The sequence below is a fragment of the Sphingomonas sp. Xoc002 genome (assembly GCF_050408055.1).
GTDB classification, from domain to species: Bacteria; Pseudomonadota; Alphaproteobacteria; order Sphingomonadales; family Sphingomonadaceae; genus Sphingomonas; species Sphingomonas yabuuchiae.
On sequence record NZ_CP191175.1, the window covers coordinates 2,802,633 to 2,827,216 of the forward strand.

Annotated in this window: 22 protein-coding genes; 7 read left to right on the top strand and 15 right to left on the bottom strand. The window is 67.3% G+C overall.

All coding sequences use genetic code 11. The features are described 5' to 3' along the window. Positions 1-5 precede the first annotated feature (5 nt). Both ACQR50_RS12720 and ACQR50_RS12725 read left to right on the top strand, forming a co-directional pair. On the top strand, positions 6-1,262 hold the full coding sequence (locus ACQR50_RS12720) for a threonine ammonia-lyase (protein ID WP_056434274.1): 1,257 nt from the start codon (positions 6-8) through the stop codon (positions 1,260-1,262). A 125-nt stretch (positions 1,263-1,387) separates the two neighbouring features. After that, a complete protein-coding gene (locus ACQR50_RS12725; RefSeq protein ID WP_428968591.1) occupies positions 1,388-2,185 on the top strand; it encodes an arginyltransferase in 798 nt (265 codons plus the stop codon). Between the two features lie 163 nt (positions 2,186-2,348). On the opposite strand, the gene ACQR50_RS12730 is transcribed toward ACQR50_RS12725, so the two are convergent. The 4 genes from ACQR50_RS12730 to ACQR50_RS12745 form a co-directional block, all read right to left on the bottom strand. Continuing rightward, positions 2,349-3,128, bottom strand: a complete 780-nt coding sequence (locus ACQR50_RS12730; RefSeq protein ID WP_428968592.1) for a transglutaminase-like domain-containing protein — start codon at positions 3,126-3,128, stop codon at positions 2,349-2,351. Beyond that, positions 3,128-4,063, bottom strand: coding sequence for an alpha-E domain-containing protein (locus tag ACQR50_RS12735; RefSeq protein ID WP_428968593.1), 936 nt, complete (start codon positions 4,061-4,063; stop codon positions 3,128-3,130). Before ACQR50_RS12735 ends, ACQR50_RS12730 begins: the two co-directional genes overlap by 1 nt. Then, on the bottom strand, positions 4,063-5,556 hold the full coding sequence (locus ACQR50_RS12740; protein WP_076717025.1) for a circularly permuted type 2 ATP-grasp protein: 1,494 nt from the start codon (positions 5,554-5,556) through the stop codon (positions 4,063-4,065). The genes ACQR50_RS12735 and ACQR50_RS12740 overlap by 1 nt, the downstream gene beginning before the upstream one ends. 204 nt (positions 5,557-5,760) lie before the next feature. After that, entirely contained in the window at positions 5,761-7,782 is a 2,022-nt protein-coding gene (locus tag ACQR50_RS12745; RefSeq protein WP_428968594.1) for a protein-disulfide reductase DsbD family protein, read from the bottom strand. A gap of 67 nt (positions 7,783-7,849) precedes the next feature. Between ACQR50_RS12745 and ACQR50_RS12750 the strand changes: the two genes are divergently transcribed. Continuing rightward, a complete protein-coding gene (locus ACQR50_RS12750; RefSeq protein ID WP_428968595.1) occupies positions 7,850-9,559 on the top strand; it encodes an alkaline phosphatase family protein in 1,710 nt (569 codons plus the stop codon). 131 nt (positions 9,560-9,690) lie between these two features. Here the strand turns inward: ACQR50_RS12750 and ACQR50_RS12755 are convergent, their stop codons facing one another. The 7 genes from ACQR50_RS12755 to ACQR50_RS12785 form a co-directional block, all read right to left on the bottom strand. Beyond that, the gene (locus ACQR50_RS12755; RefSeq protein WP_428968596.1) at positions 9,691-10,287 is read right to left on the bottom strand and encodes a DUF1989 domain-containing protein; all 597 of its coding nucleotides are present in this window, start codon (positions 10,285-10,287) and stop codon (positions 9,691-9,693) included. Next, a complete protein-coding gene (gene gntA / locus ACQR50_RS12760; protein WP_428968597.1) occupies positions 10,284-11,003 on the bottom strand; it encodes a guanitoxin biosynthesis heme-dependent pre-guanitoxin N-hydroxylase GntA in 720 nt (239 codons plus the stop codon). The genes ACQR50_RS12755 and gntA overlap by 4 nt, the downstream gene beginning before the upstream one ends. Positions 11,004-11,122: 119 nt before the next feature. Next, a complete protein-coding gene (locus ACQR50_RS12765) occupies positions 11,123-12,211 on the bottom strand; it encodes an EAL domain-containing protein (RefSeq protein WP_428968598.1) in 1,089 nt (362 codons plus the stop codon). A gap of 244 nt (positions 12,212-12,455) precedes the next feature. Then, positions 12,456-15,050, bottom strand: a complete 2,595-nt coding sequence (metH, locus tag ACQR50_RS12770; protein ID WP_428968599.1) for a methionine synthase — start codon at positions 15,048-15,050, stop codon at positions 12,456-12,458. A 128-nt stretch (positions 15,051-15,178) separates the two neighbouring features. Further along, the gene (locus ACQR50_RS12775; protein ID WP_428968600.1) at positions 15,179-16,225 is read right to left on the bottom strand and encodes a homocysteine S-methyltransferase family protein; all 1,047 of its coding nucleotides are present in this window, start codon (positions 16,223-16,225) and stop codon (positions 15,179-15,181) included. A 253-nt stretch (positions 16,226-16,478) separates the two neighbouring features. Beyond that, the gene (gene metF, locus ACQR50_RS12780; protein WP_428968601.1) at positions 16,479-17,420 is read right to left on the bottom strand and encodes a methylenetetrahydrofolate reductase; all 942 of its coding nucleotides are present in this window, start codon (positions 17,418-17,420) and stop codon (positions 16,479-16,481) included. Then, on the bottom strand, positions 17,417-18,379 hold the full coding sequence (locus tag ACQR50_RS12785) for an ArsR/SmtB family transcription factor (protein WP_428968602.1): 963 nt from the start codon (positions 18,377-18,379) through the stop codon (positions 17,417-17,419). Before ACQR50_RS12785 ends, metF begins: the two co-directional genes overlap by 4 nt. Positions 18,380-18,504: 125 nt before the next feature. Here ACQR50_RS12785 and ACQR50_RS12790 point away from each other — a divergent pair, with 125 nt between their 5' ends. After that, the gene (locus ACQR50_RS12790) at positions 18,505-18,882 is read left to right on the top strand and encodes a hypothetical protein (RefSeq protein WP_428968603.1); all 378 of its coding nucleotides are present in this window, start codon (positions 18,505-18,507) and stop codon (positions 18,880-18,882) included. 177 nt (positions 18,883-19,059) lie between these two features. Here the strand turns inward: ACQR50_RS12790 and arfB are convergent, their stop codons facing one another. Beyond that, positions 19,060-19,485, bottom strand: coding sequence for an alternative ribosome rescue aminoacyl-tRNA hydrolase ArfB (arfB, locus tag ACQR50_RS12795; RefSeq protein ID WP_428968604.1), 426 nt, complete (start codon positions 19,483-19,485; stop codon positions 19,060-19,062). Between the two features lie 11 nt (positions 19,486-19,496). Further along, entirely contained in the window at positions 19,497-20,138 is a 642-nt protein-coding gene (locus tag ACQR50_RS12800; RefSeq protein ID WP_184105424.1) for an RluA family pseudouridine synthase, read from the bottom strand. A 49-nt stretch (positions 20,139-20,187) separates the two neighbouring features. Here ACQR50_RS12800 and ACQR50_RS12805 point away from each other — a divergent pair, with 49 nt between their 5' ends. Then, positions 20,188-20,970, top strand: a complete 783-nt coding sequence (locus tag ACQR50_RS12805) for a M15 family metallopeptidase (RefSeq protein ID WP_428968605.1) — start codon at positions 20,188-20,190, stop codon at positions 20,968-20,970. A gap of 61 nt (positions 20,971-21,031) precedes the next feature. Here the strand turns inward: ACQR50_RS12805 and wrbA are convergent, their stop codons facing one another. Together wrbA and ACQR50_RS12815 are read right to left on the bottom strand one after the other, a co-directional pair. Then, positions 21,032-21,634: an NAD(P)H:quinone oxidoreductase gene (gene wrbA / locus ACQR50_RS12810; protein ID WP_428968606.1), complete on the bottom strand. Its 603-nt coding sequence runs from the start codon at positions 21,632-21,634 to the stop codon at positions 21,032-21,034. A gap of 29 nt (positions 21,635-21,663) precedes the next feature. After that, positions 21,664-22,398 (bottom strand): pirin family protein, encoded by a 735-nt coding sequence (locus ACQR50_RS12815; RefSeq protein WP_428968607.1) that lies wholly within the window; start codon positions 22,396-22,398, stop codon positions 21,664-21,666. A 141-nt stretch (positions 22,399-22,539) separates the two neighbouring features. On the opposite strand from ACQR50_RS12815, the gene ACQR50_RS12820 reads away from it, so the two are divergent. After that, complete coding sequence (locus ACQR50_RS12820; protein WP_428968608.1) at positions 22,540-23,463, top strand: LysR family transcriptional regulator; 924 nt, start codon at positions 22,540-22,542, stop codon at positions 23,461-23,463. Then, the gene (locus ACQR50_RS12825) at positions 23,460-24,554 is read left to right on the top strand and encodes an AI-2E family transporter (protein WP_428968609.1); all 1,095 of its coding nucleotides are present in this window, start codon (positions 23,460-23,462) and stop codon (positions 24,552-24,554) included. The genes ACQR50_RS12820 and ACQR50_RS12825 overlap by 4 nt, the downstream gene beginning before the upstream one ends. Positions 24,555-24,584: the final 30 nt, after the last annotated feature.

Genomic DNA, 24,584 nt, shown 5'->3' on the forward strand with positions numbered 1-24,584 from the left:
CAATCATGGTTAGTCGCACCGCCGTTCAGGCCGCTTCGGAAATCCCGTCCCCGATCGTCACCATCGACGATGTTCGTGCCGCCCATGCGCGCATTTCGGACCGGATCATCCGTACGCCGACGCTGATCAGCCGGACTCTGTCGCAGCTGACCGGGGCGACCGTGTATCTGAAGTTCGAGAACCTGCAATTCACCGCCGCCTATAAGGAACGCGGCGCGCTCAACACCCTGCTGCAACTCTCCGACGAAGCCCGGGCCAAGGGCGTCATCGCCGCATCGGCGGGCAATCATGCGCAGGGTCTCGCCTATCACGCCAACCGGCTCGGCATCCCCGCGACCATCGTGATGCCGCGCACCACGCCGATCGTGAAGGTCGTGCAGACCGAGGGTCACGGCGCGACCGTGGTGCTGGAGGGCGACAATTTCGACGCCGCCTATGCCCATGCCCGCGAGCTGGAGGCCGAGCGCGGCTATACCTTCGTCCATCCGTTCGACGATGCGCGGGTGATCGCAGGCCAGGGCACTGTGGCGCTGGAAATGCTGGAGGACGCGCCCGACATCGACACGCTGATCGTGCCGATCGGCGGCGGCGGCCTGATCTCGGGCATCGCCACGGTCGCGGCGGCGGCGGACAGGCCGGTCGAGGTGGTCGGCGTCCAGGCCGAGCTGTTCCCCAGCATGTACAACAAGCTGAACGGCACCGACCTCCCCTGCGCCGGCGATACGCTGGCCGAGGGTATTGCGGTCAAGGTGCCGGGCGGCCTGACCTCGCAGATGGTGGCGCAGCTGGTGCGCGAGATCGTGCTGGTCGACGAACGCCATCTGGAAGAATCGGTCAGCGCGCTGCTCCAGATCGAGAAGACCGTGGTCGAGGGCGCAGGCGCGGCGGGCCTCGCGGCGCTGATGTCGCACCCGGAACGCTTCCGGGGGAAGACAGTGGGCATCGTGCTGTGCGGCGGCAATATCGACACGCGCCTGCTCGCCAACGTCCTGCTGCGCGACCTCGCCCGCTCGGGTCGCCTGGCGCGCCTGCGCATCCGGTTGCAGGACCAGCCGGGCGCGCTGTTCAACGTCGCGCGCATCTTCGACCGCGAGCGGGTGAACATCATCGAGGTCTATCACCAGCGCGTCTTCACCACCCTGCCCGCCAAGGGCCTGATCACCGATATCGAGTGCGAGACGCGCGACGCGCTCCACCTGCACCGGCTGATCGAGGCCCTGCGTGCGGCGGGGTATGAGACGACCCAGGTCGAACTCGCCTGACCGACCTGACCACGGCGCCGTTTTTTTGCGATTCGTCCCGTTTCCGAACGATGCTGCCCCATCGCTTCGGACGGGAAGATCGTTAAAGAGGGTTATCGTCTCCCACTCGAAGGAACAGCCCGGCGGTGACCGCGCCTTTTCGTTTCCCGCGCTTCTTCGTCACCAGCCCCGCCCCCTGCCCCTATTTGCCGGGGCGCGACGAGCGCAAGGTGTTCACCGAGCTGAGCGGCGACCATGCCGACGAACTGAACGAAGCGCTGAGCCGCATCGGCTTTCGCCGCAGCCAGGGGGTCGCCTATCGCCCCTCCTGCGCGGGGTGCAGCGCCTGCGTGTCGGTGCGCGTCGTCGCGGGCGGCTTTCGCCCCAACGGGTCACAGCGCAAGCTGCTGCGCCGTCACGCCGATCTGGAAGTCACCGCCTGCCAGCCTTGGGCGACCGCCGAGCAATTCGCGCTGCTCCGCCGCTACCTGGGCGAACGGCATCCGGGCGGCGGCATGGCGGCGATGGACGAGAGCGACTATGCCGACATGGTCGAGCTGTCACCCGTCCAGTCGGTGCTGGTCGAATATCGCGAGCCGATGGCGGCGGACGGAACGCGCGGGCGACTGGTCGGCTGCTGCCTGACCGACCGGCAGGGCGACGGCCTGTCGATGATCTACAGCTTTTTCGAAACCCAGGATGAAAGCCGACCCGGCCTGGGCAATTTCATCATCATGGACCATATCCTGCGCGCCCGCGCGGCCGAGCTGCCCTTCGTCTATCTCGGCTATTGGGTGAAGGGGTCGCCGCGCATGGCGTACAAGACCCGCTATCAGCCGCTGGAGGCGCTGACCGTGCGTGGCTGGGCCCCCTTCACCGGCGACAGCCCCACCCCCATCGCGCCGCCGCCGGTCGAAACCGCGATCGAGGCCGGGGAAGCCTGACCGAGGATTGCTGCTTTCCCATTCCTCCCCTGTAAGGGGAGGTGGCAGGCCGAAGGCCTGACGGAGGGGTGTCGCCCTATCGATAGCGGGACACCCCTCCGACGCGCTTCGCGCGCCACCTCCCCTTGCAGGGGAGGAAGGAAGGACGTCACACATACTGGGTCTACTGCGCCGCCGCGTCCGCCAACGCCATATCCCGCCACGCCTCGCCCGACACCGCCGTCGCCCCGGCAGCATCCAATGCGACCGCGATCCGGACGTGGCGCTCCTGCGGGCTGAGGCCGATGCTGGGGTCGAAGCCGATCCAGCCCAGCCCCTCGACATAGGCCTCCGCCCAGCAATGCGCCGTGGCGTTCGCCGCATCATGCAGCACCGCAAAGCCCGAAACGAACCGCGCGGGGACGCCCAGCGACCGCGCCGCCACGCAGAAGATATGCGCGAGATCGCACGCGCCCACCGCCTCCGAGGCGAAAGCCGCCGCCGCATCCGTCGCCGAGCCTCGCGCGTCACGGGCGAAGCGGCGATGGAGCGCGGCGTTGACCGCATGAAGCGCCGCCAGGCTGCTGTCCGCGCCAGTTATCGCCTCTTCGGCAAAGGCCGCGATCCCCGCATCGGCGGGCGTCGCCGGGGTCGCGCGCAGGAAGAGCGCGGGCGGCAACGTTTCGGTGGTCCCGCGCACCAGGCCATGCGCGTCGCTGGTCAGCACTTCGCCGGTCGCGGTGATCGTCACCGTCTCGGGCGCGTCCTGGATGTAGAGCATGGTGACGGCATTGCCGAACCCGTCCTGCCCGCGCCGCAGCCGCGCGTCGCAGTCCACATCGATATGCCAGTTGGCCACCGTCTGATCGTCGTAATTTTCCGGCGTCAGGCGCAGCATCTGGACCATCGTCGGCCGACCCGGCTTCGGGCGGTGGACGATCTGGTGCTCGATCGCGATGCGCATCAGGCGAACTTGAACTGACGGCCGATGGCGCCGTGCAGCTGGGCATTCTCCTGGATAAAGGCTTCGAGGAACTGGTGAAGCCCGCCTGCGATCACATCCCCCGACCGCGTCTTCGTCATCCGGTTTGCCCGCAATCTCGCCATGCGATCCGCCTCCCCATGCTGCCCCGTTCGCCGGGCAAGCTGCCCCAGCACCTCCACCGTTTCCTCGACCGACGCCGCCAGACTGCGCGGCAATTCGGTGCGCGCGATCAGCAGGTCGATGACGTTGGCGGGCTTCAGCCCGTCGGAATAGAGCCAGCGATAGGCGGTGACGGCGGACACGGTCTGGAGGATCGTCGTCCACTGGTCGCGATCGACGACGCCGCCGATCCGCTCGCCCGCGGGCAGCAGGATGTGATATTTCACGTCGAGCAGCCGCGCGGTATTGTCCGCGCGCTCGACCGCCTGGCCCAGCCGGATGAACCAGGTCGTTTGGTTGCGCAGCATCCGGTGGACCGCGCCCTCGAAACCGCGTGTCTCGTTCTTCACCGCCTCGACAAGGCCCAGGACCGCAGTCGGATCGTCGGCGGCGGGCTTGGCCTCGAAATGCAGCCAGGCGCGGTTGATCGCGCTCCACGCCTCGCGGGTCAGCGCGGTGCGCACCGCCCGTGCATTCGTCCGCGCCATGTCGACGCAGCGCACGATCGAGCCGGGATGACAGGTCTCGACCGTCAGGAAGCGGGCGACCTCGCGACGGCGCAACTCGCGCCCGCCCTCGGCAAAGGCGCTGGCGGTATCGGTGACGGCCAAGGCCGAACCCCAGGCGGCCAGCCCCGCCGAGCGCGGCGACAGCACGTCGAGCCGAACGGTCGCCTCGACCAGCCGGGCGATGAAATCGGCCCGCTCGAAATAGCGGCCCAGCCAATAGAGCGAGGATGCGGTCCGCGAGAGCATCAGCGTACTCCCTGCGTCTGGATCTGCGACTGCTGGCCCTGTACCTGCACCCAGCTTTCGGGTTCGGGATGAAGGAGGACGAAACTGTCCTTGGTGCCGCCGCCCTGGCTGGAATTGACGACCAGCGAGCCCTCGCGCAGCGCGACACGGGTCAGGCCGCCCGGCGTCACTTCCACGCCGTTGCGGCCCGTCAGGACGAAGGGGCGGAAATCGACATGGCGCGGCGCGACGCCGCTTTCGACCAGGGTCGGCACGGTGGACAAAGCCAGCGTCGGCTGGGCGATGTAGCGATGCGGCTCGGCGATCAGCGCGGCGCGGAAATGCTCGATCTGCGCCTTGGTCGCGGTGGGGCCGACCAGCATGCCATAGCCTCCGGACCCGTCGACCAGCTTGACCACCAGTTCGTCCAGATGGTCGAGCACATAGGCCAGCGCCTCGGGCTCGCGACAGCGCCAGGTTTCGACATTCTTCAGCTTGGGCTCAGCACCCGAATAATAACGGACGATATCGGGCATATAGCTATAGATCGCCTTGTCGTCGGCGATACCGTTGCCCGGCGCGTTGAGGATGGCGACATTGCCCGCCGCATAGGCCGCGATCAGACCGGGCACGCCCAGCATCGAATCGGGGCGGAAGACGAGCGGATCGAGGAAATCGTCATCGACCCGGCGATAGATGACGTCGACCTTCACCCGGCCCGCGATGGTCCGCATCCAGACGATGTCGTCGTCGACCACCAGATCGGCCGCCTCGACCAACTCGATCCCCATCGAATCGGCGAGGAAGCTGTGTTCGTAATAGGCCGAGTTGAAATGGCCCGGCGTCAACACGACGCAGGTCGGCTCGGCCACGCCATGCGGCGCGACCGACTTCATCGTGGCGAGCAGCCGGTCTGGATAGCTGTCGACCGCCGCCACCCGGAACTGGCGGAACAGCTCGGGGCAGAGGCGCAGCATCGCCTCCCTGTTCTCCAGCATATAGCTGACGCCCGAGGGGGTGCGGGCATTGTCCTCCAGCACGAAGAAATCGTCCGGCCCGGTGCGGACCAAGTCGATGCCGCAGATATGCGCCCAGACGCCGTGCGGCGGCCGCATCCCGGCGATCTCGGGCCGGAACTGCGGATTGCCGAAGATCAGGTCGGGCGGCAGGATGCCGTCGCGCAGGATCTTCCGCTCGCCATAAATATCGTCGAGGAAAGCGTTGATCGCCTCGACCCGCTGCACCAGCCCTTCGGACAGGCGCGCCCATTCGTCGGGCAGGAAGACGCGCGGCACGATATCGAACGGAATGATCCGCTCGGCCGCGTCGCTTTCGCCATAAACGGCAAAGGTGATGCCCAGCTGGCGAAAGGTCGCCTCGGCCGACTGCTGGCGGCGGCGGAGTTCGCTATCGGGGGTGTGATCGAGCCAACGTTGAAGCGCGGATAGTTCGGGGCGCGGCATATCCTTGCCAGCGGCCCCCATGATTTCGTCGAACGCGGCGATAGTCCCCATCCGGTCGTTACGCTCCCCCCAGTGTTCCGGTTCCATGCTGCACCGCAGGAAGGGGGTGCGCAAGGGGGAAACACGATCCTCCCCGGCACGGGGAGGGGGACCGCCGCGAAGCGGGGGTGGAGGGGGATTGCCACGCATGACTCACTGTGTGGATAGCCCCCTCCACCAGCTTCGCTGGTCCCCCTCCCTGTGCCGGGGAGGATTTTACGCCCCCAGCTTCTCCAGCATCGACGGGGTCAGCACCTGCGGCAGGACTTGCGGTTCCTTCGCGCCGGGCGCGTAATAGAGGTACAGCGGCACCCCGGCGCGATTATGCCGCTCGATAAAGCGTCCCAAAACCGGATCGCCATCGGTCCAGTCGCCGACCAGCACCGCCACCTTGTTGCGTGCGAACGCGTCGCGCACCGAGGACCGCTCGATCGCGGCGGCCTCATTGACCTTGCAACTCAGGCACCAGTCGGCGGTGAAATAGGCGAAGACCGGGCGGTTCTGCTTGCGCAGTTCGTCCAGCTTCGCCTCGGTGAAGGCGGTGTCGGCGCTTGTCTTGGCCACCGCAGCGGCAGGCTTGACCGTCACGACGATCGCCACCGCCAGCACCAGCGCCACGACAGCGGGCCAGCCCGCCCGCCCCTTGCCGCCATGCTGGCGAAGGCCCGTCCACCAGAAGCCCAGCGAGGCGATCAGCGCGGCGGCCAGGCCCAGCGTCATGCCGGTCACCCCCGCCTCCTGCCCCAGGATCCACGCCAGCGCGAGCGCGGTCAGGAACATCGGCACCGACAGGATATGACGAAGCCGCACCATCCACATGCCCGGCTTGGGCAGACGTCGCCGCAGGGCGGGCACGAAACCGATCGCGAGGAAGGGAAGCGCGATGCCGATGCCCAGTCCCGCGAACACCGCCAAGGCGGCGGCGGCGGGCAGGACCAGCGCCGCGCCCAGCGCCCCGGCCATGAACGGCCCCGAACAGGGTGTCGCCACGAACGCCGCCAGCGCACCGGTCGCGAACGATCCCATCGCCCCCGAGCGTCCGGCGAAAGCGGGCGTCGGCAGCTCGAACAGCCCGGCCAGATTGAACGCGATGCCCGCGACCAGCAGCAGCAGGATGCCGATCACCCGCGGGTCCTGAAGCTGGAACGCCCAGCCCGCGCTCTGCCCGCCCGCGCGCAACGCCAGCAGCACGACGCCCAAGCCGACGCACACCAGCACGACGCCCGCCGTATAGGCCAGCGCCTCGGTCCGGGCGTGCCGCTCGTCCCCGCCGCCCTTGGCGAGACTCAGCGCCTTCAGGCTCAGGATCGGGAAAACGCAGGGCATGATGTTGAGCAGCAGCCCGCCCAGCACCGCGCCCAGAAACGCCAGCGCGATCGCACCGAAACCGCGATCCGTCCCGCTGCTTGCCCCCGCGATAGTGCCCGGCTTGGCGGCAAAGGACAGCCCCTGCCCTTCGCCAATGGACAGCACGCCCGACGCCGGGCCCGGCGTCGGCACGGCGGCGACGGGCATGGTCAGGATCAGCTGGTCGCCGCTGCGCGTCATGACCTGCGGCGCGGCATGGTCGATGATGCCGCTGCGCTCAGGGTAGAAATAGGCGTCCTTGACCACAACCGACGCGGGCAAGGGCACCGCGATCCGCACCTGCTTGCCTTGCGTCTCGATCACCCCGTCGCCGCCAAGCGGCTTGGGCAAGGCGGCGCGCCACCGGTCGAACTCGGTCCGCGTGGCGGGGTCGATCGCGCCGTCACCGACCGTCAGCTTCGTCGACAGAGTCTGGCTCTCCGGCACGCAGATGGTGTCGGTGCAGACCAGATAGTCGAGCTTCACCGTGATCGGCAGCGGCGTACCCTTGGCCATTCCGGCGGGGACGGACAGATCGACGAGCAGCGTGAAGGGCCGCTCATAGACATAGTTCATCAGCCCGGCGATCTTCAGTCGTCCCGGCACCGGATAGCGCAACTCCCCCGCGCTCGCGCCGCCGGGCAGCGTCCAGTGCGCCTCGGTCGGCAGGCCCGCATCGCCGCCATTCTTCCAATATCCGTGCCAGCCCTTGTCCGGCGTCGCGACGATGGCCAGCGTGGTGCGACCGCCCGCCGCCGGGGTTTCGCTTTCGGCGATCAGCCGCATCGCCAAGTGGATGGCACCGGGCGCAGGCGCGCTTTCCGCCATGCCGGGGCCTGTCGCCACCAGCATGAACAGAGCCGTCATCAGGATGTAAAACCAACCGCGCATCGACCTTGCCCTAACCCGCTTTCGCGTTCCATAGCGCCCCTGTCCCTGCTTTGCACCAAGGTTGCCCATGAACTCCCTGACTGCCGCGCTCCTGGCCTCCGTCGCCCTGATTTCCAGCTCAGCGTTCGCCGCGCCCGCCGCCCATGCCCAGACCGCCAGCCCCGCCCCCGGTGCCGCGCCTGCGCCGGTCGTCACGCTGCCGGGCACGCCGCAGCCACCCTTTCCCGCGACGCCGCCCAAGCTGATCGTGGCGATCTCGGTCGACCAGTTCTCGGCCGACCTGTTCCAGCAATATCGCAACCACTTCACCGGCGGCATGGCGCGCCTGCTGACCGGCGCGGTCTTCCCCTCGGGCTATCAGAGCCATGCCGCGACCGAGACCTGCCCCGGCCACTCGACCATCCTGACCGGCTATCGTCCCGCGCACACCGGGATCGTCGCCAACAACTGGGTCGACCAGTCGGTGAACCGTCCGGACAAGATCGTCTATTGCTCGGAGGACGAAAGCGTCGCGGGCATGGACCACAACAACTATATCGTCTCGGACAAGCATCTGAAGGTCCCCACGCTGGGTGAACGGATGAAGACCGCCGATCCCCGCGTGCGCACCGTCTCGGTCGCGGGGAAGGACCGCGCCGCCGTGATGATGGGCGGCCACAAGATGGACGAGATATGGTGGTGGGACGGCAAGACCTATGTCTCCTATGCCGGACGCGCCGTACCGCCGGTGGTCGAACGCACCCGCAAGGCGGTGGCCGACGTGATCGCCCGGCCGCAGGACGCCATGCCGCTGCCCGGTTTCTGCAAGCCGCTCGACCGGCCGATCACCGTCGGCAGCCAGACGCTGGGCACCGGCCGGTTCCAGCGCGCGGCGGGCGACCTGAAGGCGTTCCGCGTCTCGCCCGCCGCCGATGCGGCGGTGCTGGCAATGGCGGCGGGCTTCGTCCAGGACATGAAGCTGGGCCAGGGTCCGCAGACCGACATCCTGTCGGTCGGCCTGTCGGCGACCGACTATATCGGCCATGCGCTAGGCACCCAGGGTGCCGAGATGTGCATCCAGATGGCCGAGCTGGACCGTTCGCTGGCGGGCTTCTTCGACGTGCTCGACGCGACCGGCGTGGATTATGAGGTGATGCTGACCGCCGATCACGGCGCGCACGACATGACCGAGCGCCAGCAGATCCGCGCCATGCCGATGGAAAGCCATATCGCGCCCGAGGCCAAGACCAAGGCGATGTCGGCCGCGATCGCCAAGGCGATGGGCCTGCCCAATGATCCGCCGCTCATGATGAGCGCCGAGGGCGACATCTACATCAACGCCGCCCTGCCGCCCGCGACCCGTGCGAAGGTGCTGGCGGAGGCCAAGCGCCGCTATGAGGCGCTGCCGCAGGTCGCCGCCGCGCTGACCCGTGACGAGATCGCGGCGACGCCCTGGCCGACCACGCCGCCGGAGACCTGGACGGTGAAGGAAAAGGCGCGCTCCTCCTATGACCCGACCCGCTCGGGCGACCTGCTGATTCTGCTGCGCCCCCGTGTTACCACGATCGAAGAACCGGCACTCGGCTATGTCGAGACGCACGGCTCTCCCTGGGACTATGACCGCCGCGTGCCGATCCTCTTCTGGCGCAAGGGCATGGCCGGGTTCGAACAGCCCCTGTCGGTGGAGACGGTCGATATCGCCCCGACGCTGGCGGCGACGATCGGGCTGCCGATGCCGGGCGTGGACGGGCGCTGCCTGGACCTCGATCCGGGCGCGGCGGATACGTGTAAGCGGTAAGTATCTATTGCTCCCCTTGCAGGGGAGGTGGCAGCGCGCAGCGCTGACGGAGGGGTGTCGCGCTCCCGATAGGGCGACACCCCTATACCATGCTTCGCATGGTCCCCCTCCCCTTGCAGGGGAGGAATGTGTTAAGCCCGCTCGACCCTATACTCGATCGGCTTGAAGCTCCCGCCGTTCGACGCGGGCGCCGAGCACGCGGTCAGCCCGATCACCAGGTCCATATGCGCCACGAAGCGGATATGGTCCCCCGCCTTGCTCAGCGGGGGCAGCACCTCCAGCTTGCCGGTCGTCCCATCGATCGGCACGTTCATGAAGCAGTTGAACGCCACCGGGATCCGGTCCGTCGTGACGCCATAAGGCTCCAGCGCCGCCGCCAGATTGCCGAAGCACCCGCGATGGCGCGGCAGGTCGGGATAGAAATGGTCGAACGTATCGACCGAGCAGGGCGTCAGCAGGAAGTCGTGCATCCCGACCTGATCCTCGACGATCTCCAGCATCACCCGCGAGCGGTTGGAGTAGAGCTTGTGCCCGGTCGTCAGCCGGATCGTCTCGGCATAGTCGAGCGTACGACCCGACGAAATCACCTCGTCCAGATCATCGGCATTGAAGGCGAGCAGATCGGCCACCTGCCGCCCGCGCGGATCGATCACGGTCAGGCTGTCGCCCTTCGCCATGCGGAACGCGTCGCCGCTGCGCGGGGGGATTTCCACGGTCCGGCTGCTCATGGCTTGGCCTCGCTCGCACCGCCCGCATAATGGAAGGGACAGCGCCAGCCCTCCTCGACCACGCGGCCGCTATACTGGCGGGCTTCGCTCAACTCGCCATGGCGGGCGAGCATCGGATTGCGCGAACCGGCTAGTGCCTCGTCGCGCATCAGGATTTTCTTGCGCATCGTCTCATACTTCCCCTGCGCGCGCAGGATTTCGAACTGGTCGTGCAAGTTGAAGATCATGGCCGGGCGCGGGAAGCGGCGCGCGGGGCGGCTGGCATTCGGGTGAAGTCCCACGACGAAAAACGCCTCGCCGCCGAAGGACAGCGAGAAATGCGGATCGTCGGGATCGGCGCTGACCCGCCTGTCCCAATCCTGGCCCAGCCAGACATCCTTGTCCGACAGCGACTGGATACGCGACCAGACCGCGCGCTCGAACGCGGCTTCGTCAAGCGTATCCGGCCCGGCAAAGACCACGGCGAGGCTGCGGAAGAGCTGCGGCTCGGCCCGGTAGCGCTCGGCAAAACGGCGCAGGCAATCGTGAATGCGCAGATCGTCCCAGGCGCTGGCGATGTCGCGCGCACCCAGGATTTCGAGCGTCCCGCGCGCCATCGCCGCCTTTGCGCCGACGCACGGGAAATCGGCCTGCGCAATATGGGCGCGAAGCATCGCGGAGGATTCCGGCTCGCTGGGGTCCTGAGCGGGAAAGAGGCTGCTGATCGTATCTGACATGGCATGACCCAACGCCGCGCCGAAACCGGACGTTCCGAAAGATGACGCAATCCCAATAAATTGCAGATCATTTCTCAGTGATATTGATAAGGATCAATCGCATAGTTGATCGAGGTTGTTCAGCCCTTACCGGCCACGATGCGCGCCACCGGTTCGACCTGTTCGGTACCGCGTCGGGCGGCGGAGGGGCGGCCGTGATGATAACCCTGTTGCCACACCGCACCGCTGACATAAGCGAGGTCGGCCATGGTCTGGGTTTCGACACCCTCGACGATCACCGTGCCCCCCAATTCGCGGATCAGGCCGACCAGATGCGGCAGGCTGTGACAGGGTTCGCGATCGCGCACCGCCCGTTGCAGGAACAGGCCGTCGACCTTCACCAGCGCGGGCACCAGATCCATCAACTGGCGGATCGAGGTGAAGCCCGCCCCGAAATCGTCCAGTGCCAGCGTCGCCCCCGTCGCGCGCAGCGCGCGGGCAAAGGCGATCGCGTCATGGATATGCGTGATCGGCTCGGTTTCGGTGATCTCGACGACCAGCCGTGCGGCAAGGTCGGGCTGCGCGGCCAGCATGGTCAGGACGCCGCGCCACCATCCGTTCAGATGCGCCGAGTTGGCCGAAATATTGACCGCCAGCACCGCATCGGGATGCGCCCGCAGTTCATCCAGCACATGGCGCACCATCACCCGGTCGAAGGTCGAGGCGATCCCCGTCCGCTCCAGCGCCGGAAAGAGCGTCGATGGGGACAGTCCCGCGCCGGGGTCGTCGAAGCGGACCAGCCCTTCGTGATAGAGGATGCGCGACGGGTCGGCATGATGACGGACCGGCTGCCAATGCGCCGCCATCCGCCCCTCGGCCGCGCAGCGAAAGGCCCGGGCGATCAGGTGCATATCGTTCCTGTAGAGCGACAATCCGTCATCGCCATGATCGCGGCGCACGTCGCGCGGCCCGCGATACCGGGGCGGCTCGTCATTCTGCCAGGTCATTACCGCATGGACACCCGCACCGGGTTCGCCGGTCATCGCCTCGATACCGATCGGTTCGGCGGTCAGGCGATAGGACAGATCGGCCAGGCGGTCCCAGGACACGGGCCCGTCATGCGCGGCGTCGCCCAAGATTCGAAAGCGCCGGTGCGCCGCATCCTGCTCGATCCGCAGCCCGAATTCGCACAGCCGGGTTGCGATGCGGTGTGCGACATGGTCCGCCACGCCCGGCCCCCAACATGCCGCAATCAATTCGAGATTGCTGATCTCGATCTCAAACGCCCTGCTCGGCACCTAACCCCCGTTCCCCGCCAACGGGGACGCCGCCTTGCCGCAACGGCCTCGGCGACACCCCCGGTCAAGCGTCAAGGGTAGCAACCACACCTACACTTGCAAGGGCACAGAACGGTCCGATCAACCATGAAATTCTGATTTTTTAGCAACTTAGCCGCGATCAAATCCGAGATTATCAATCCAGGTTAGGACGCAGCCAGCGGGTGGCCTGCGCCACATCGACGCCGCGCCGCGCGGCATAGTCCGCCACCTGATCCTCACCGATCCGCGCCACGCCGAAATATTCCGCCTGGGCGTGCCCGAAATAGAAGCCGCTGACCGCCGCCGTCGGCAGCATCGCGAAGCTGTCGGTCAGCTCCAACCCGACCGCCTGTTCGGCGCCCAGCAGGTCGAACAGCGTCCGCTTGATGCTGTGCTCGGGGCAGGCGGGATAGCCCGGCGCGGGGCGGATGCCGCGATACTGCTCACGAATCAGCGCTTCGTTGGTCAGCTGCTCGCCCGCCGCATAGCCCCACAGGTCGGTGCGGACATGCGCATGGAGGCGCTCGGCAAAGGCTTCGGCCAGACGGTCGGCCAGTGCCTTGAGCAGGATGTCGTTATAATCGTCATGCCCACTGCGGAAGCGTTCGATATGCGCGTCAATGCCGTGGATGCCTACCGCAAAGCCGCCGATCCAGTCGCCCGCCGGATCGATGAAGTCGGCCAGGCACATATTGGCGCGCCCCTCGCGCTTGGCGATCTGCTGGCGGAGGAACGGGATGCGGGTTTCCTCGCCCCCGCCCGTGAGGATCACGTCGTCGCCATCGCGGCGGCACGGCCACAGCGCAGCGACGCCGCGCGCGGTCAGCCACTTCTCGGCAATGATCGTGTCGAGCATGGCCTGCGCATCGGCATACAGCCCGCTGGCGCTCTCGCCGACCACTTCATCGGTCAGGATGGCGGGGAAATTGCCCGCCAGTTCCCAGGCGCGGAAGAAGGGCGTCCAGTCGATATAGTCGCGCAGGTCGGACAGGTCCCAGTCCTGATAGACATGCACGCCCGGCTGCCTGGGCTCCCCCGCCTTCAGCGCCATGTCGGCGACGAAGCCGCGCGCGCGCGCCTCCTCCAGCGGCAGGAGGGCATTGGCCCCCTTGCCTTCGCGCGCCTTGCGGACGGCTTCGTAATCGGCCGCGACCTGCGCGACATAGGGATCGCGCTGGGTATCGGACACCAGCGTCGTCGCCACGCCGACCGCGCGGCTGGCGTCGAGGACATGGACCACCGGCCCCTCATAGGCGGGCGCGATGCGCAGCGCGGTGTGAACCTTGGAGGTCGTCGCGCCGCCGATCAGCAGCGGCATGGTCATGCCCGCGCGCTGCATCTCCTCGCCCACCGTCACCATCTCGTCGAGGCTGGGGGTGATCAGGCCCGACAGGCCGATCATGTCGGCATCATGTTCGACCGCCGAGGCGATGATCTTCGACCACGGCACCATGACGCCCAGATCGACCACCTCGAAGCCGTTGCACTGAAGCACGACGCCGACGATGTTCTTGCCGATATCGTGGACGTCGCCCTTCACGGTCGCGAGCACGATCTTGCCCTTGCCCTTGGCGCCGGGTTCCTTCGCCGCCTCGATGAAGGGCAGCAGGTGCGCCACCGCCTTCTTCATGACACGCGCCGACTTCACCACCTGCGGCAGGAACATCTTGCCTGAGCCGAACAAGTCGCCGACGACGTTCATGCCGTCCATCAGCGGCCCTTCGATCACCTCGATGGGGCGTGCGAACGCTTGCCGGCATTCCTCGGTATCGTCGACGACATGCGCGTCGATGCCCTTGACCAGCGCATATTCCAGCCGCTTGGTGACGGGCAGGCTGCGCCATTCGGCGGCCTGCTTTTCCGCCACCGCATCGGTGCCGCGATAGCGCTCGGCCAGCGCGACCAGCCGCTCTCCCGCTTCGGGATCGCGGTTGAGCACGACATCCTCGCAGGCCGTGCGCAGCTCGGGGTCGATCGTGTCGTACACGTCGAGCTGGCCCGCATTGACGATCGCCATGTCCATGCCCGCCGGGATGGCATGGTAGAGGAACACCGAGTGCATCGCGCGGCGCACCGGCTCGTTGCCGCGGAAGCTGAACGACAGGTTCGACAGGCCGCCCGAGATATGGACGTGCGGGCAGCGCGCCTTGATCTCGCGGCACGCCTCGATGAAGTCGACGCCGTAATTGTTATGCTCTTCGATGCCGGTCGCGACCGCGAAGACATTGGGGTCGAAGATGATGTCCTCAGGGGGAAAGCCGATCCCCATCAGCAGGTCGTATGCACGCGCGCAAATTTCGACCTTGCGGTCCTTGGTGTCGGCCTGACCGACTTCGTCGAACGCCATGACGACCACCGCCGCGCCGTACGCCATGCAGCGGCGGGCATAATGAAGGAACGCCTCCTCGCCTTCCTTCATGCTGATCGAGTTGACGATCGGCTTGCCGGACACGCACTTCAGCCCCGCCTCGATCACGCTCCATTTCGAGCTGTCGATCATGATCGGCACGCGCGCGATGTCGGGCTCGGCGGCGATCAGCTTGAGGAAGGTGGTCATGGCGAATTCGGCGTCGAGCAGCCCTTCGTCCATGTTGACGTCGACCACCTGCGCGCCATTCTCGACCTGACTGCGCGCCACCTCCACCGCGCGGGTATAGTCGCCCGCCAGGATCATCTTCTTGAACGCCGCCGAGCCGGTGACGTTGGTCCGCTCGCCGACATTGACGAAATTGGTGGAGGTGTTGGTCATCGTCTTGTTCCTAGCCCCTCCCCTTCAGGGGAGGGGTTGGGGTGGGGCCTGTCCAGGCAGTCAAAGGTCCGGGATGCAGGCGACGCCCCACCCCCAACCCCTCCCCTGAAGGGGAGGGGCTTTGCAGGTCACGCCGCCATGGTGAACGGCTCCAGCCCCGCCAGGCGGGTGACGACCGGCGGGGTCGGGATGGTGCGGGGCTTCATGCCCTTCACCTTGTCCGCGATCGCCTTGATATGCGCAGGCGTCGAGCCGCAGCAGCCGCCCAGCACATTGACCTGCCCCTCGACCGCCCATTCGCCGACCAGTCCGGCGGTGGTGACGGGCGCTTCGTCATAGGCGCCCAGTTCGTTGGGCAGCCCGGCATTGGGGTAGATCATGATCAGCGTGTCGCAGATTTCGCTCAGCGTCTTCACGTGCGGGCGCAGCTGCTCCGCCCCGAACGAGCAGTTCAGCCCGATCGTCACCGGCCGGGCATGGCGCACCGCGTGCCAGAAAGCCTCGACCGTATGGCCCGACAGGTTGCGGCCCGACAGATCGGTCAGCGTCATCGACAGCATGATGGGGATTTCGCGGCCCAGCGCCTCGCCCGCCTCGATCACCGCCATGATCCCGGCCTTGGCGTTCAGCGTGTCGAACACCGTCTCGATCAGGATGAAGTCCGCCCCGCCCTCGACCAGCGCATCGATCTGTTCGCGGTAGACGTCCTTGAGGTAATCGAAATCGATCTCGCGGTAACCCGGATCGTTGACGTCCGGCGACAGCGACAACGTCTTGTTGGTCGGCCCGATGGCGCCCGCGACAAAGCGGGGGCGGCCATCCCTGGCCTGATATTCGTCGGCAAGGCGGCGAGCGAGCTTCGCGCTCTCGACATTGATCTCGCGCACCAGATGTTCGGCGCCGTAATCGGCCTGGCTGATCCGGTTGGCGGAGAAAGTGTTGGTCTCGGCGATATCCGCCCCCGCCTCGAAATAGGCGCGATGGATCGCCTCGGGCACCTCGGGCTTGGTCAGCGCCAGGATGTCGTTATTGCCCTTCTGGTCATGGGTCAGGCCCAGCGTGCCCGCATAGGCCGCCTCGTCCAGCTTCCAGTTCTGGATTTCCGTGCCGAACGCGCCGTCGGTGATCAGGATGCGCTTGGCGGCTTCGGCCAGGAAGGTGTCGCGGGTCGTCATCGTCTTGCTCCTGCTCTGGCGAGCGGTTGTTCTTGTAGGGTTGCGAGCCTTAGGCGTCTTTGCCTGCGGCCCTGCCCTCCCCCATCCCCTCCCGCTTGCGGGAGGGATGTGCCTGGGTCGTCGGTCATGCGCCATCGCCAACCCCGACCCTCGATTCTCTTCTCCCCTCCCGCAGGCGGGAGGGGCCGGGGGAGGGAAAGCCGCAAGCGACACCCCCTGTTATTCCAGCCCCCTTACGCCCGAAGCATTAACATCACGCCGCCGCGACCGCCTCGGCCTTCTTCCCCCGCACGCCCAGCAAATGGCTGATCGCATAGGCCAGCTCGGCGCGGTTCAAGGTGTAGAAGTGGAAACCCTTCACCCCACCGGCATAGAGCCGACGGCACATCTCGGCCGAAATGGTCGCGGCGACCAGCTGGCGCGCGGCGGGATGGTCGTCCAGCCCTTCGAACAGCCGGTCCATCCAGTCGGGAATGCACGCCCCGCACATGGCGGCGAACTTGCGGGTCTGGGCCACGTTCGACACCGGCAGGATGCCCGGCACGATCTCGGCCGTGATCCCCGCCGCCGCCGCCGCATCGCGGAAGCGGAAATAGGCTTCGGGCGAGAAGAAGAATTGCGTGATCGCGCGGGTCGCGCCCGCATCGATCTTGCGCTTCAGATTGTCGATATCGGCCTGCTTGTCGATCGAGTCCGGATGGCATTCGGGATAAGCCGCGACCGAAATCTCGAACGGGTGCAGCTTCTTGAGGCCCGCGACCAGATCGGCCGCATTCTCATAGCCGCCCGGATGGCTGACGAAACGCGCCCCCTCGGCGGGCGGATCGCCGCGCAGCGCCACGATATGCCGCACGCCCGCCGCCCAATATTCCTGCGCGACCTGATCGATCTCCTCGCGGGTCGCCTCGACACAAGTGAGGTGCGCGGCGGCGTCCATCGTCGTCTCACGCTGGATGCGCGCGACGGTCGCATGGGTACGCTCGCGGGTCGAGCCGCCCGCACCATAGGTCACCGAGACGAAACGCGGGTCCAGCGGCTCCAGCGTGCGGATCGCGTCCCAGAGCTGCGCATCCATCTTCTCCGTCTTGGGCGGGAAGAATTCGAAGCTGACCGCAATATCGCCGCCGACATCGGCGAACAGCGGTTCGTCATGCGCCAGCGCCGCTTCGGCCTGGGTCAGGATCGTGTTCGTCATGCCGCCTTCACCCTATTCGTCTCGACGGGCCGAAGCCCCTTCTTCACACCCAGCCAGAGCTTGACGGTCAGTTCGCCGCCCTCCAGCGTCCTCGTCTCGGCCAGTGTCAGCCCAGCGGGGCCGAACCAGCTGGCCATCTGTTCGTCGGCAAAGCCCAGGCGGCTATGCGCCGCCTTTTGCCGCAATTCCTCGCGGTCGTGCGGCGCGAAGTCGGCGATCAGCAACCGCCCGCCCGGCCCCAGCACCCGCGCCGCCTCGGCGATCGCCGCGCCCGGCTGCTGGGCGAAGTGCAGGACATGGTGCAGGATCGCGATGTCCGCCGCGCCGTCGCCCATGGGGAGCGCATAAAGGTCCGCCTGCCGCAGCTCGGTATTGGCGCGGCCGTGCAGCTTGGCGCGGGCCAGCCGCAGCATCTCTGACGAGCGGTCGATGCCCAGCGCGCTTTCGGCCCGGTCGCCGAACAGCTCGAGCATCCGCCCGGTGCCGGTGCCGATGTCGATCAGCGCGCCCAGATCGCCCTGGCCGATCAGGCCCGCCATCGCCTCCTCGATCTCGCTGTCCGCGACATGGAGCGAACGGATCGCGTCCCACTCGCCCGCATGATCCTCGAACCAGGCCGCCGCGCTCGCCGCCCGGTCGGCGCGCACCGCCGCGAGGCGCGCAATGTCTGCCACCATCCAGGGGTCGGGCTCATTGGCCGTCCAGCGGTCCAGCGCCACGGTCATCGGCTCCACCGCCTCCCGGTCGCCCAGCGCCACGAAGACCCAGCTGCCTTCCTTGCGCCGTTCGGCCAGTTCGGCATCGACCAGGATCTTCACATGGCGGCTGACGCGCGGCTGGCTCTGCCCCAGCACCTGCGCCAGTTCGCCCACCGACAGCTCCATCGAGCGGAGCAGCGCCAGGATGCGCAGCCGCGTCGGATCGCTGAGGGCGCGAAAGATTTCGAGCGCGTTGGCCATGGATCACGATATAAAGATATCTTTATATGCGGTCAACGGAGCGAATTCATGAAGAACAGCCCGGACCCGAAACGGTTGATCTGCGTTGGCACGCCGATCATATGTTCGAAACGGGAGTGTTTGCCATGAAGAAGGCCCTTATCCTCGCCCTGACCGGTGCCGCCGCGATCTCGCTGGCCGCGTGCAGCGAAAACGCCCAGCAGCAGACCAAGCAGGCCGCCGACGCGATCGGTTCGGACGTCAAGGCGACGACCCAGAACGCGTCCGACGATGTCGAGGCCGCGACCGGCAAGGCGCTGAACTCCGCCGAGAACGCCATGGACAAGGCCGGCGACAAGCTGGACCGTGCCGGAGACCGCGCCGCCGCGCAGGCGGACCGTGCGGGTGATAATATCGACCGTGGCCTGGACCGCGCCGGCGACAAGATCGAGAACGGTGCGGCCAATGCCCGCCAGGCGACCGGCAACGCGCTGGTCCGCGCGGGCGAGGACGTCCGCCGCTAAGGGCTTTATCCTTCGGGATATGGAAGCGGGTCGACGAGGGATCGTCGGCCCGTTTTTGTTGGCGAGCGGTTCGCGTGGCCTTCGACTTCGTTCGGGCTGAACGGATTGAGGAGCTTGTGGCCCCATATCACGACCTCCGTTCAGCCTGGGCGAAGGCGAAGGCCACGCCCCCAAAGGTCAGTCGAACCGGACCTTCCCCCGCCCCGCCTTCACCTGAGCCCGCCCCTTCTTGGCATCCACCCGCCGGGTCTGCGACGCCCGGGTCGGCTTGGTCGGTCGCCGCTTCTTCGGCACGATCGTCGCCTCGCGGATCAGTTCGATCAGCCGTTCGCGCACCTCGCGCCGGTTCATCTCCTGCGAGCGGCTGGCGTCGGCGCGCAGGGTCAGGACGCCGTCCTTGCTCAGCCGCTGCCCCGCCAGCATCGCAAGGCGCGTCTTCACCGCTTCGGGCAGGCTCGGCGAGCCGCCTACGTCGAAACGCAGCAGCACCGCGCTGTCGGTCGTGTTGACATGCTGCCCGCCCGGCCCGGAGGCGCGGGTGAAGCTCTCGGCGATCTCGCGCTCGTCGATCGCGATGGCGCGGGTGACGGGGATCAGCGCCATCGCATGTCCGCCTAGTTCTGGAAGATGCCGAAGCGTTCCGGGATCGGCGCCTCGGCGATGATCGGATCCTTCTCGCCGCGCGGCACGGTCAGGCTGGCGGCGTGGAGCAGCATGCCCCCCGGCTCGCCCGCGCCATAGACCGGATCGCCGACGACCGGCGCACCCAGGCCGGTGGCCGCATGGACGCGGATCTGGTGCGTCCTTCCGGTCTCGGGCCGGAACTCGACCAGCGTGCGGCCATCCTCATGACGCAGCGCGCGCCAGCCGGTCCGCGCGGACTTGCCCGACGGATCGCCGACCATCCGCCAGCCTTCTTCCATGGTCGACACCTTGGCGAGCGGAAGGTCGATCATCCCTTCCCCCTCGACCAGGCCGTTCAGCACCGCGAGGTAGCGCTTTTCGACCAGACCGCCCTCGAACGCCTGCTGGAAACGGGCATGCGCCTTGGGATTGCGCGACAGGAGCAGGCAGCCGCTCGTGTCGCGGTCCAGGCGGTGGACCGCATGGGGCCAGCGCTTGAAGCCGAACTTCAGCGATTCCAGATGGTTTTCGAGGCTGATCGACCCGTTGCGGGGCCGATCCACGGGCAAGCCCGCCGGTTTGTCGATTACCAGCGCTTCGCCGTCGATGAAAAGAACGCGATCTCCGTGCATCGCACTCCCTTGCCACCGTGCGCGCCGACATGCCAGAGCCGCGCGCGTCATGCCGACCGCTCCTGCCGCTTTCCTGCGTTTTCTGGCGCTGCTGATCTTCGCCGCGCTGCCCGTTGCGGTGCAGGCGCAATCCTGTGACGGCACGCTGCCGCCGCCGGGGCCTGACGGGCGGGTTGCGGGGCATTTCCCTTATGGCGACGCATCGGCGCAGGACGTCGTGCCCGCCCCCGCCGGGTTCGGGCTGAAGCCCTATTGCAAGGTCCACCGTGCGATGCTGGCGGACCTGCAACGGCTGCTCGATGCGGCCAGGGCCGATCCGGCGGTCGGCGGCGAATTGCGCGGCCTGTCCTGCCACCGCGAGGTCGCCCGCCAGCGCAACGTCTTCTGCCGCGACCGCAGCGTGTCCGCCGCCGAGCGCGCTATCTCGGTCGCACCGGCGGGTTATAGCGAACATGCGACCGGCTATGCGATCGACTTCGCGGTGCGGCCCGCCCGTGGCTGTCCGGATGCGGAGGCGTGCATGGCCGCGTCTCCGGCGGCGCGCTGGCTGATCGCCAATGCGCGGCGTTTCGGCTTCGAGATGAGTTTTCCGGCGGGCAACACGCAGCGGGTGAAGTGGGAGCCGTGGCATTGGCGCTGGGTCGGGACCAGTCCCGGCGAACCGGGGGCGGCGCAGGCGCGCTTGGTGTTTGCGAAGGCTCGGGCCCGGTTTCCCGCCGATCCGGGGATACGCGATCCGTTGAGGGTCGCGATGTCGAGCCAGCCGCCGGTGCCGGTTGTCCCCGTGGCGGCTCCGCCTGTTCCAACGAAGAAGAAGGGCAAGCGGCGATAGGGGCGCCCTTTCCCGGCGCTCGCGAAAAACGGGGGCGCCCATCGGCACCCCCGTCCTCCGATCACCCGAACAGCTTGGCGGCCGTCTCGGCGATGCGCTTGCCCTGATAGCGGGCACCGTCCAGGTCGACTTGGCTCGGCTGGCGGCTGCCGTCGCCGTCGGCCAGCGTCGATGCGCCATAGGGCGTACCGCCATGGACTTCCTTGACGCCCATCTGGCCTTGGAAGCCATAGTCCAGCCCGACGATGGTCATGCCGTGATGGATCAGGTTGGTCAGGACCGAGAACAGGGTGGTTTCCTGCCCGCCATGCTGGCTGGCGGTCGAGGTGAAGGCGCCGCCGACCTTGCCGACCAGACCCCCGCGCATCCACACGCCGCCGGTGGTGTCCCAGAAGGCCGCCATCTGGCTCGCCATCCGGCCATAACGCGTCGGGGTGCCGACGATGATCGCGTCATACTGGGTCAGCGCATCGGGACCTTCGATCTCGGGATGCGCGGTGTCGGTCTTGAAGTGCGCGGCGGCGACCACCTCGGCGGGCGCGGTTTCGGCGACGCGGCGGATGTCCACCTCGGCGCCACCGGCACGCGCGCCCTCGGCGATGGCGTCGGCCATCTGCTCGATATGGCCGTAAGACGAATAGTAAAGGACCAGAACCTTGGCCATGTCAGTAACTCCCTTCGAGAAAAACGAACTTATTCCGAATCGACCAGAACGATCTCGGCATCCTCGATCGCGGTGATCGTCACGGTCCGGCCACCCGAAAGGGCCGCACCGTCCCGAGCCGCGAACGGCACACCGTCGATTTCGATCCGCCCGGTGGCGGGAACGAGATAGGCGTGACGCCCCTCGCCCACGCTATGCTCCAGGCTTTCCCCGGCGCGCAGCGTCGCGCCCAACACGCGGGCATCGGCCCGGATGCGCAGCGTATCGCCATCCTCGTCGAACCCGCTGGCCAGCGTCACGAACTTGCCCGAACGTTCGCCCTTGGGGAACGGCTTGGCACCCCAGCTCGGCTGGCCGCCCCGGCTGCGCGGCTCGATCCAGATCTGGAACAGCGTCGTCGGCTCGGACTCGAGGTTGTATTCGGCATGGCGCACGCCCGAGCCCGCGCTCATCACCTGCACGTCGCCCGCCGCGGTGCGGCCGACATTGCCCATCGAATCCTGATGCGTGATCGCGCCGGTGCGGACATAGGTGATGATCTCCATGTCGGCATGGGGATGCGGCGGAAAGCCCGCATTGGGGGCGATGACGTCGTCGTTCCACACCCGGATCGCGCCCCAGCCCATGCGGGCAGGATCATAGTAATTGGCGAACGAGAAATGGTGCCGCGCGTCCAGCCAACCATGGTTCGCATGGCCCAGGCTTTCGAAGCTGCGACGGTCGATGCCCCGATCGATGTCGGCGCCGGCAGTGATGGCAGTCATGGAATTTCTCCCTTGGTTGCCCACAAGATAGGGCCGATTATGATCGCGTAAACGGAAACGCTGGAAACCGATCGTTTCCACGTTCATTGTAGCGCGAAGCCGAGCCATTGCCGGGTCGCGCGAGAGGCATGAGGGGTGTCGATGCGTCTGCCGGATCTGGAAGCCTGGGCGATCTTCGCCGCCGTGGTCGAGCATCGCTCGTTCAGCGCCGCCGCCGATGCGATCGGCCTGTCCAAGGCCACCGTGTCCAAGGCGATCACCCGGCTGGAGGCGCAGCTCAACCAGTCGCTGTTCCACCGCACGTCGCGCCGCTTGGCGCTGACCGAGGCGGGAAAGCCGCTCGCCGAGCATGCCGCTCGAATCCTGGCCGAGGCCCGCGCCGCCGAGGAAGCCGCGCGCGACGCCGCCAGCGCGCCCGCAGGCCGCATCCGCCTGGCCGCGCCCATGTCGTTCGGGGTCACCAATATCGCGCCCGTCATCGCCGACTTCCTGGTCGCGCATCCCGGCATTGAGATCGAACTCAGCCTGTCCGACGCGCGAGTCGATATCGTCGCCGAAGGCTATGACATCGCGCTGCGCATCGCCGACCTGCCCGACAGCTCGCTGCGCGCGCGGCGGCTCTGCGGGATTTCCACCCATGTCATCGCGTCGCCCGCCTATCTGGCCGAGCATGGCACGCCCAGCCATCCCAATGAACTGGGCGAGCACCGGCTGCTGGGCTATGCCAACATCACCGGCCCCTGGCGTTTCCGCCATCCCGGCGGTGCCGAAGTGTCGGTACGGCCACAGGGGCCGCTGACCGCCAATAGCGGCGATGCGCTGGTGCCCGCCGTCCTGGCGGGGCTGGGCATCGCGCGGCTGCCGGGCTTCATCATCGGGCCGCATCTGGCCTCGGGCCGTGCGGTCGCGATCCTGGAGGACTGGACGCCGCCGCCGATCGGGCTCCACCTGCTCACCCCGCCCAGCCCCTTGCGCCCCGCGCGGGTCGAGGCGCTGATCGCCTGGCTGGCCGACAGGGTGCGCGATCCGTGCATCGCCGCGCAAGGCACGGAGACCCTGCGATGAATCGGCTGCGCCCCGACGAAGATGATGCGCGCTTCATCCGCCGCATCGTCCTGACCCTGCTGATCCTGGCACTGACCGCCGCGCTGTTCCGCGCGGGCGACCTGTTGATCCTGGCCTTCGGGTCGATCCTAGGCGCGATCGTCATCCATGCCATTGCCGATCTCTATGCCGATCACCTACCGATCGGGCCGAAGCGGTCCCTGACCCTGTCGATCGCGACGGTGCTGGCGGTGCTGGGCTTCCTCGCCTGGCTGTTCGGCGTCGCCTTTCGCCAGCAGTTGAACACGCTGGTCACGCAATTGCCGCTGCTGATCGACCAGCTTGCCGCCTGGGCGTCGCAGTCGCCGGTCGGTGCCAAGGTGGTCGACGCGGTGCGCGCCGCCTTTGCGGGTAGCCGCGTGGCGCGCGATATCGGGGGTCTCGTTTCCGGGGCGGGCGAGTTCGTGCTCAACTGCCTGTTGCTGCTGGTCGGTGCGCTGTTCTTCGCCGCCGATCCGAAAATCTATGAGCGCGGTTTCCTGCTGCTGATCCCCCGTTCAATGCGCCCCGCCGTGGAGGATGCGCTGTTCGATACCGGATCGACCCTGCGGCTGTGGTTGCGCGCGCAGCTGATCCAGATGACGACGATGGGCGTGCTGGTCGGCGTCGGCCTGGCGATTGCGGGCGTGCCATCGGCCGCCGCGCTGGGGCTGTTGACGGGGCTCAGCGAGTTCGTGCCCTATGTCGGACCGATCGCCGCGATGCTGCCCGCCCTGGGGCTGGCGGCGCAGGGCGGCAATGGCGCGATCATCGGCACGCTCATCACCTTCGCGGTCGTCCGGCTGGTTCAGACCAATGCGATCACCCCCTTCGTCACCAGCCGAGTCGTCGCGATCCCGCCCGCCGTCACCCTGTTCGCGATCATCGGCATCGGCACTATCTTCGGGCTGTTCGGGCTGTTCTTTTCCGCCGCGCTGCTGATCGTCGCCTTCACGCTGATCCGCAGCCTGTATCTGCGCGAAGTTCTGGGCGAGAATATTCCGGCCGTCGAGCATCAAAGCCTGCTCGGTCCGGGCGCCCGGGTGAGACAAGATAATGATAATGCAGGTTAGGGACGAATTAACCTTTTACGTTCACATCGA